Raw genomic sequence first — 7,879 nt, forward strand, 5'->3', positions numbered from 1 at the left:
ATGGTGGTCACGGGCGAACACCCGCTGCACGCCGCGTACGTGACCCTCCTCGACCTCTTCGCGATCAACGACCCCATCGAACAGGGCAAGGCCCGCCAGATCCTGCAACTCCTCAACGGGCTCGTCGGCCTGCTCATCCTGCCGGTGCTCGTCGCCGCGACCCTGGAAGCCTTCGGCACCTTCCGCTCCGCCTCCACGCTGCGCCGTCCGCCGCGCGGGCTCGCCGGACACGTCGTGCTCCTCGGGCTCGGCAAGATCGGCACCCGGGTGCTCGCCCGGCTGCACGAGATGAACGTGCCCGTCGTGTGCGTCGAGGAGGACCCCGAGGCGCGCGGTATCGCGCTCGCGCGCAGGCTCAGGGTGCCGTGCGTCATCGGTGACGTCACCGACGAGGGCGTGCTCGAAGCCGCGAAGATCGGCCGCGCCTCCGCGCTGCTCGCCGTGACGAGCGTGGACGCCACCAACCTGGAGGCGGCGCTCTACGCGCGCTCGCTCCACCCGCTCCTGCGGGTCTCGCTGCGCCTGTTCGACGACGACTTCGCGACGGCCGTCTACCGCACGCTGCGGGCCGCGCACCCGGGCGCCCTCACCCGCAGCCGCAGCGTCTCCTCGCTCGCCGCGCCCGCCTTCGCCGGGGCGATGATGGGCCGCCAGGTGCTCGGCGCGATTCCCGTCGAACGCCGGGTGCTGCTCTTCGCCGCGCTCGACGTGGCCGGGCGGGAGGAACTGGAGGGCCGCACGGTCGCGGAGGCGTTCCGCCCCGGTTCCTGGCGCGTCATCGCGCTCGACACGAGCGGCCCCGCCGAGCGCGCCCCCGACCTGGCCGCGCCGGGCGGGCAGGCCGGCGGCGGCCTCGTCTGGGACCTGCACCCCGGCTACGTCCTGCGCGCCGAGGACCGCGTCGTCCTCGCCGCCACCCGCCACGGCCTCGGCTCCCTGCTGACCCGTCGCCGCGAGGACGGTACGCGCGTGAGCGGCGCGTAGCGCCCGCATTCCCCGGACGCCTGTGAAGTGGCTCACTCCCGCCCCGATGGTTGCATTACCCATGGACCCCCTATATAGGTGCGTGATACATATGGCTCCGTGGATGAGATCCCCCTCGGTCAGGACGATGTCACCGCCCTCCTGGAAGGGCTCACGGCGCTGTCCGTACGGCATCTGACGGTGCACGACATCAGCTTCACCGCCGCGATGACGCTGGGCCGGCTCTCCCGTACGGGGCCGACGCGGCTCACCGTGCTCGCGAGCGACGGGGGAGTCTCCCAGCCCTCCATGACCCAGCTCGTCCAGCGCCTGGAGAAGCAGGGGCTCGTCCGCCGCGTCCGCTGCCCGGACGACGGCCGTGCCGTCCTCGTCTCCATCACCGACGCGGGCCGCGACGTCGTACGGGAACGGCGCGAGGCCCGCGCCGAGCGCCTCCACCAGCTCCTCGCCACCCTGCCCGCGCGGGAGCGCCTCACGCTCCTGCGCGCGGCCAGGGACGCGAGGCCCGCCCTGGAGGCCCTGCTCGACACGGCGGTCCGCACCCAGTGGCCCACCCCACCGGGACGCGCCGGACGTCCCGCCCCCCGTACCGGCTGACACCCCCGCGTCCCGCGCCCACCCCCGAACCCCGCCCGGCCCCCGGGCCGCGGCGGTCGTCCCCCGTACGGCCACGCCCTGCCCGCGGCCGTACGTCCCGCCCCGCCGTTCCGCCGGGACCCGACCGTGCCGGAGCGGCCGAACGTCCCTCCCTGGAGCACTCCGTGTCCGCATCAGGACAGAAACCGGCCAGCCCGTTCAAGCAGCCGAAGGCCGTCTGGGCCGTCGCGTTCGCCTGTGTCATCTCCTTCATGGGCATCGGCCTCGTCGACCCGATCCTCCCCGCCCTCTCCACCAGCCTCAAGGCGACGCCGAGCCAGGTCTCGCTGCTCTTCACGAGCTACCTCGTGGTGACGGCCGTCGCGATGCTCTTCTCCGGCTTCGTCTCCAGCCGGATCGGCGCCAAGCGCACCCTCGTCACCGGCCTCGTGATCATCGTCGTCTTCAGCGCCCTGGCCGGCGCGAGCGGCAGCATCAACGGCATCGTCGGCTTCCGGGCCGGCTGGGGCCTCGGCAACGCGCTCTTCATCGCGACCTCGCTCGCCGTCATCGTCGGCTCCGCGAGCGGCGGATTCGCCGGCGCGATCATCCTCTACGAGACCGCCCTCGGCATCGGTATCGCGATAGGCCCCCTCCTCGGCGGCGAACTCGGCTCGATCAGCTGGCGCGGCCCCTTCTTCGGTGTCGCCGTCCTCATGGCCATCGCTTTGATCGCGACCGTCGTCCTCGTCCAGCCGACGCCCAAGCCCGCGCGCAAGGCGTCCGTCCTGGACCCGCTGAAGGCCCTGCGCCACCGCGGCCTGCTCACCATGGGCCTCATGGCGCTCTGCTACAACTGGGGCTTCTTCACCGTCCTCGGCTACGCGCCCTACCCGATGGAGCTGGACACCCACCAGCTCGGGTACGTCTTCACGGGCTGGGGCCTGCTCGTCGCCTTCTTCTCGGTCTTCGGCGCCCCCTGGCTCCAGGCCAGGCTGGGCGTCGCTAAGGCGCTCTACCTCAACCTGGCGCTCTTCGCCGCCGACGTCCTCGTGATCGGTCTCAACACCGAGCACCGCGCGACCCTCATCGTGGCGGTCATCATCACCGGCTGCTTCATCGGCATCAACAACACCGTCACCACTCAGGCCGTCATGACCGTCGCGCCGGTCGACCGGCCCACCGCCTCCGCCTCGTACGGCTTCGTCCGCTTCATCGGCGGCGGCCTCGCGCCGTACTTCGCCGGCAAGCTCGCCGACCACTGGAACCTGCACGTGCCCTTCTACGTCGGCGCCGGTGTCGTCGTCCTCGGCATCGCGATCCTCTCCACCGGCCACCGCCTCCTCGCCGACGCCGAGCGCGCCCAGGCCGCCGACGCGGAGCGGCACAACGCGGTGGAGAACGAGAAGGAGGAACTGGTCCGCCAGGCCGAGGCCGAGGACCTGGGCTCCTCCACCTGAGCGGACCCGGCCCCCGGACCCGGCCCTCCCGGACCCGGCCCCCCGGACCCCCCCGGCGCCGGACCGACCGGCCCGGAACCCGGAAAGCCGGACCCGGACACCGTGCTCTCCCGCGCGGTGTCCGGGCATATCCGTCCTTGCGCCGGTATTTCAGGCGTCCCTCGCGGTGTCTTCCGCCGTCCCGGCGGCTGGAAAGCGCCCCCGGCTGTACGCGGCCCGGTCCGTACGGGTAGACAGGGGTCGTGGACACCCGGAGCGGTGCTCCGTTCGCGGGGCGGCGCGAGCCGTCGGAAAAATTTACGCGAACGGCTGAGTATGACCGCCGGAAGCCGGGGTACACGGGCCGCAGCGCGCCGCGCGGTGCGGCGCAGGACCGAGGAGGTTGTCATGGGTGCGGTAGGTACCGTCACGAGCGTGGGAGAACGGACCGCAGCTGCCCCCGCCCTGCCCGAGATCGCGGAGCCGCACAAGGTGGCTCCCCGGGACGCACGGGAGCTGACCCGGCTCTTCTTCGACCGGCTGGACACGCTGGAAGAGGGGACGCGGGAGTTCCAGGACGCGCGCAACACGCTCATCGAGATGAACATGTCGCTCGTGCGCTTCGCCGCCCGCCGCTTCCGTAGCCGCGGCGACGACATGGAAGACGTCGTGCAGGTGGGCACGATCGGCCTCATCAAGGCGATCGACCGCTTCGAGCTGAGCCGCGAGGTGGAGTTCACCACCTTCGCCGTGCCCTACATCGTCGGGGAGATCAAGCGCTTCTTCCGTGATACCACCTGGGCCGTGCACGTGCCGCGCCGCCTCCAGGAAGCCCGCGTCGAGCTGGCCAAGGCCAATGAGGAACTTTCCACGCGCCTCGGCCGGGCCCCCAGGGTCTCGGAGCTGGCCGCGCTCATGAACCTCAGCGAGCAGCAGGTGGTCGAGGCCCAGATCGCGGCCAACGGCTACTCCTCCTCCTCGCTGGACGCGACCATCGGCGGCGAGGACAGCGGCGAGGGCGAGGCCGTCCTCTCCGACTTCATCGGCGCCGACGACCCCGGCATGGAGCTCGTCGAGGACCTGCACGCGCTGGCCCCGCTCCTGGCCGGGCTGGAGCCGCGCGACCGCCAGATCCTGGAGCTGCGCTTCGGCCAGGAGCTGACGCAGGCCCAGATCGGCGAGCGTCTGGGCGTCTCCCAGATGCACGTCTCGCGTCTGCTCAACCGCACCCTCGGCACCCTGCGCGCGGGCCTGATGTCGGAGCGCTGAGCCCTCCCGGCGGCCGAGCCTCCTCCGGCCGCCGCCCGTGGTACGCGTGCGCCGCGCCCCCGTTCGTACGGCCCCCTCACCGGCCGGGCGGACGGGGGCGCTTCGCGTGCCGCATCCGCGAGGCCCGCGCCCTGGCGGCCGGCCCGCCCCGCGAGGCACCCGACGGCCGCCTTGCGAGGCCACACCGTAGGGGAACCGCAACGTCGACAACGCGCGCCGAGGCGGCTACGGTCACGTCCCCCGGGATGCACCGGGCCCCGTCCCCGGCGACAGCCGGCCCCTTCGGCAGGAAGGCGCACGTGTCCCTCGCGCTCTACACCTTCGGTGTCCTCAAGGCCCCCGTCGCCGATCCCGCGCCCCTCGCACGTGACTTCCGGGAGAGCGGCGACCCCGTCTACCGGAGCGTCAGCGCCCATCCCGGCTACCTGGCCCACGCCGAACCGGCTGCAGGCTCCGAGGGCACGTACTTCGACCTGGACTGAGGGGCGTGGGGGGAGTTCGCCGTACCCGCCTGGTACGACAAGGGCCGTACGGAGCGGACCCTCGCCCTCGCCGCGACCCTCTCGCTCTGGACCGCGCTCGCTCCCGCGTTCGACGCCGTGTACGGCGGCCCGCACCGCGAGGCGCTGAACCGCCGCTCCGACTGGTTCGAGCGCACCGCCCGCCCGGGACACGCGCTCTGGTGGATCCCCGACGGCGCGATACCCACGTGGCGGGACGGGGTGTCCCGCCTGGAGCACCTGGGCCGACGCGGTCCCACGCCGCACGCGTTCACCTTCCCGCGCGCCTTCGCCCCGGACGGAACACCGGGCGGTGCGCCGGGCGGACCGAGGAGCGGGGACCGCTCCCCGGGGCACCGCCCCGGACCGCCTCATGTCTCCCGGTAGCGGGCGCTCGCGACGGAGAAGCAGCCGAAGCAGAGCAGACCGACCGCGATCACGACGAGCAGCCAGGGACCGGCCGGAGTCTCGGTGAAGGAGCGCAGCGTGTCGTCCATGCCCTTCGCCTTCTTCGGCTCGAACCGCACGGCGGCGACAACCGCGAAGACCCCGGCCGTCCCGAAGAGCACCCCGCGCGCCACGCCGCCCGCGACACCCGTCACGTCCACGACGCGCTCCGTGCGCCGCCCCATCTCGCCCGTCTTGAGGTGCTTGCGGAACTTCCGCAGCACCGCGCGCACGAGTATCCACACCCCCGCGCCCACCACGACGGCGCCGGCCACGGCGACGATCCACCGGCCACCGGGCCAGCCGAGCGCCGTCGCGGTCACGTCCTTGGACTTGTTGTCGGAGGAACCCGTGCCGCCCGCGCCCGCGGCGAAGGAGAGCACCGAGTAGGCGACGAAGCCGTAGAACACCGCGCGGCCCCCCGAGAGCAGCCGCTTGTGCGCCTTGTCCCCGTCGGGGCCCGAGGCGCCGAAGGCCGCCTCCGACAGGCGCCACAGCGCCATGCCCGCCGTCGCGATCCCGAGCGCCCACAGCAGGAAGAGCCCGAAGGGCTTCTCGGCTATCTCGGCGAGCGCCCCGAGCGGTCCGCCTGCTTCCCGTCGGAGGGATGGAAGGCGACCCGGATCGCGATCACGCCGATGAGCGGATAGATGATCCCCCGGGCCACGAATCCGGCGCGGGCGGCACGGTCCACCGCTGAACTGTTCGCCGCGCGCCTGGCGGTGTGGTGCGCGCGCCGTGTCGTTTCGCTCGTCATGCGGCCCGGTTGCCCCCGCCCGCCGCGCGGAAACGGGGGACGCGCTCACAGCGAACACGGCGCGCTGCCGGGCGTGTTCCGTCCGTGCCGGGGCACGCGGACACCGGTCCCGCCGGGACCACGAATCCGCGCGGCCCGCCGCACTCCCCCCGGGAGACACCGTGCTCGCCTACGTCGCCTCGGCCCTCTTCGTGATCGCCTACCTGCTGCTCGCCACCGGTACGAGCACCGAGTCCTGGTACTCGCCCACCGCCCTCGGCTTCGTCGGGCTCGCCCTCCTCGCCGCCCACCTCGGCGGCGCCTCCGCGCGCATCGGCGGCCGTCGCCACCGCTGAGCCCGCCTGGCCGAGCCCCGGCGGGAAACCGGCGGGGCCGGGGGAGGGGCGGGCGGGTGTTGCGTACGCGCAGGGGCGCGCGGTCACGAGGACCGCGCGCCCCTTGCCCGTACGCCGCCTCAGTACCGCAGTACCGCCGCGACCCTCCCGTGCTCCGCGAGCGCGTCGTCGGGGACGAAGACGACGTCGGCGCCCGTTTCGAGCGCCGTCTCCACGAGCGTGTCCACGATGTCGTCCTCGACGTCGGGGTCCTGTGCCGAGGCGGCCGGGCGCAGGTGGGTCGCCTCCGGGACCGCCGAGACCTGGAAGCCGTCCTCGACCAGGAGGAGGTGGACGCGGCCTTCCTGCACGTTCTGGCAGATCTCGTCCGTGCCGGCCGCGAACCGCCTCTGCCCGATCCCCTCGCCGAGCCGGTCGAGCGCCTCGCGCTGCCGCTCGGCCGTGTACGTCTCGCGCGCGGGACGCAGGACGTCGAGCAGGGCGTGCCCCGTCAGCTTGTCCGCCCCGGCCCGTTCGACGCGTTCCCCGACGCGCCCCTTGCTGCGGCTGCGCTCGACGAGCGTGTTGATCTGGTTGGTCGTGCCCACGACGTGCACCGGGCCCCTGCCCGTGCGCAGGACGTCGGCGAGCTTGTCGTCCACGTCCCGCAGGTACTGGCGCAGCCGCTCCTCGCGGTAGGGCGAGGGCTGATTGCCGAAGTTCGCGCCCGGCTCGGCGTCCTGGTGGTCGGGCAGTTCGGGCTTCGCGGGGAAGCCGAAGGCGGTCACCTCGGTGAGCGACTCGCCGGCCCCGTGCCACAGCCTGCTGCCCTCCTCCGAGAGGACGAGCACCCAGTAGGCCGTTCGTGCAGCCACGAGGAGACGAGGTTGCGGGTCAGGTACGTGTCCGCGACGACGACCTGCTCGGGCGGCGCGACGGGCAGCTTCCACACCTCCCAGTCCCGCGCCGAGACGAGCAGCAGCGTCCCGTCGGTGATCTCCGAGGAGTCCACCGAGGCCGCCGCCTCGTCGATCCGCGCCTCGACGGCCTGGAGGGTCGCCTTGTCCACCCCCGGGTCGTCCGCGAGCCGCTTCTTCGCCTCGCTCACCAGGTTGCGCAGCCGGATCGCGTCCTCGGCGCCGTCCGGCGACGCCGGATGCGTGGGCAGCAGCAGCGACACCGCCGGGTACGGGCGCGGGGCGCGCAGCGCGGCCAGGATGTCCGGGTTCAGCTCGAAGGTGTCTCGCGCAAGGGGCTCCCACGTGGTCGGTCCTTGATGGCCCAGGTGGCACCGCCCGCCTCGGCCCGCAGCCCGGAAGGGACCGGGAGTGCGGGGTGCGCTCCGTGGTGTTCCCGCTCGGCGGCCGACTGTGATCCGCGGTCACGACCTCTTCACCGCTTCCCGGCCGGTCCCCCGGGGAACGTCCCCACGGTGACCGGCGACGCGCCCGTGCAGCCGACCGGGACGCGGCGGGCTCGGGACTCGCGGGAGCGGCGGACAAGCTGCTCAGGGGAGCGGTGGCCCGGGGCCGGAGCGGCGACCCCGGCCGTGCCGGGCGCGTCCGGCACCGCGGGAACCCGCCACACGCCTGG

7 protein-coding genes and 2 pseudogenes are annotated in these 7,879 nt (G+C 73.4%); 6 read left to right on the forward strand and 3 right to left on the reverse strand.

Annotated features, from left to right (window positions below; all coding sequences use genetic code 11):
• From SSBG_RS27465 to SSBG_RS27485, 5 genes and pseudogenes are all read left to right on the forward strand, one after another.
• Positions 1-984 (forward strand): potassium channel family protein (locus SSBG_RS27465; protein WP_008749310.1); only part of this gene is annotated, 984 nt, incomplete at its 5' end.
• Positions 985-1,083: 99 nt separating this feature from the next.
• On the forward strand, positions 1,084-1,581 hold the full coding sequence (locus SSBG_RS27470) for a MarR family winged helix-turn-helix transcriptional regulator (protein WP_106429390.1): 498 nt from the start codon (positions 1,084-1,086) through the stop codon (positions 1,579-1,581).
• A 164-nt stretch (positions 1,582-1,745) separates the two neighbouring features.
• Positions 1,746-3,020 (forward strand): MFS transporter, encoded by a 1,275-nt coding sequence (locus SSBG_RS27475; RefSeq protein WP_078491426.1) that lies wholly within the window; start codon positions 1,746-1,748, stop codon positions 3,018-3,020.
• A gap of 387 nt (positions 3,021-3,407) precedes the next feature.
• Entirely contained in the window at positions 3,408-4,268 is an 861-nt protein-coding gene (locus SSBG_RS27480) for a SigB/SigF/SigG family RNA polymerase sigma factor (protein WP_008749313.1), read from the forward strand.
• 245 nt (positions 4,269-4,513) lie between these two features.
• Positions 4,514-5,155 (forward strand): annotated as a pseudogene (locus tag SSBG_RS27485) (DUF3291 domain-containing protein).
• Here the strand turns inward: SSBG_RS27485 and SSBG_RS27490 are convergent.
• Positions 5,140-5,909: pseudogene (locus tag SSBG_RS27490) on the reverse strand (DUF1206 domain-containing protein). The pseudogenes SSBG_RS27485 and SSBG_RS27490 overlap by 16 nt on opposite strands.
• A gap of 224 nt (positions 5,910-6,133) precedes the next feature.
• On the opposite strand from SSBG_RS27490, the gene SSBG_RS33865 reads away from it, so the two are divergent.
• Complete coding sequence (locus tag SSBG_RS33865; RefSeq protein WP_008749315.1) at positions 6,134-6,307, forward strand: hypothetical protein; 174 nt, start codon at positions 6,134-6,136, stop codon at positions 6,305-6,307.
• A gap of 119 nt (positions 6,308-6,426) precedes the next feature.
• On the opposite strand, the gene SSBG_RS35170 is transcribed toward SSBG_RS33865, so the two are convergent.
• Both SSBG_RS35170 and SSBG_RS35175 read right to left on the reverse strand, forming a co-directional pair.
• Positions 6,427-7,161 carry a hypothetical protein gene (locus SSBG_RS35170; RefSeq protein WP_234010660.1) on the reverse strand — a complete coding sequence of 245 codons (735 nt, stop codon included), beginning with the start codon at positions 7,159-7,161 and terminating at the stop codon, positions 6,427-6,429.
• The gene (locus SSBG_RS35175; protein WP_234010661.1) at positions 7,071-7,466 is read right to left on the reverse strand and encodes a hypothetical protein; all 396 of its coding nucleotides are present in this window, start codon (positions 7,464-7,466) and stop codon (positions 7,071-7,073) included. The genes SSBG_RS35170 and SSBG_RS35175 overlap by 91 nt, the downstream gene beginning before the upstream one ends.
• Positions 7,467-7,879 lie beyond the last annotated feature (413 nt).

The sequence above is a fragment of the Streptomyces sp. SPB074 genome, assembly GCF_000154905.1.
Taxonomy (GTDB): Bacteria; Actinomycetota; Actinomycetes; order Streptomycetales; family Streptomycetaceae; genus Streptomyces.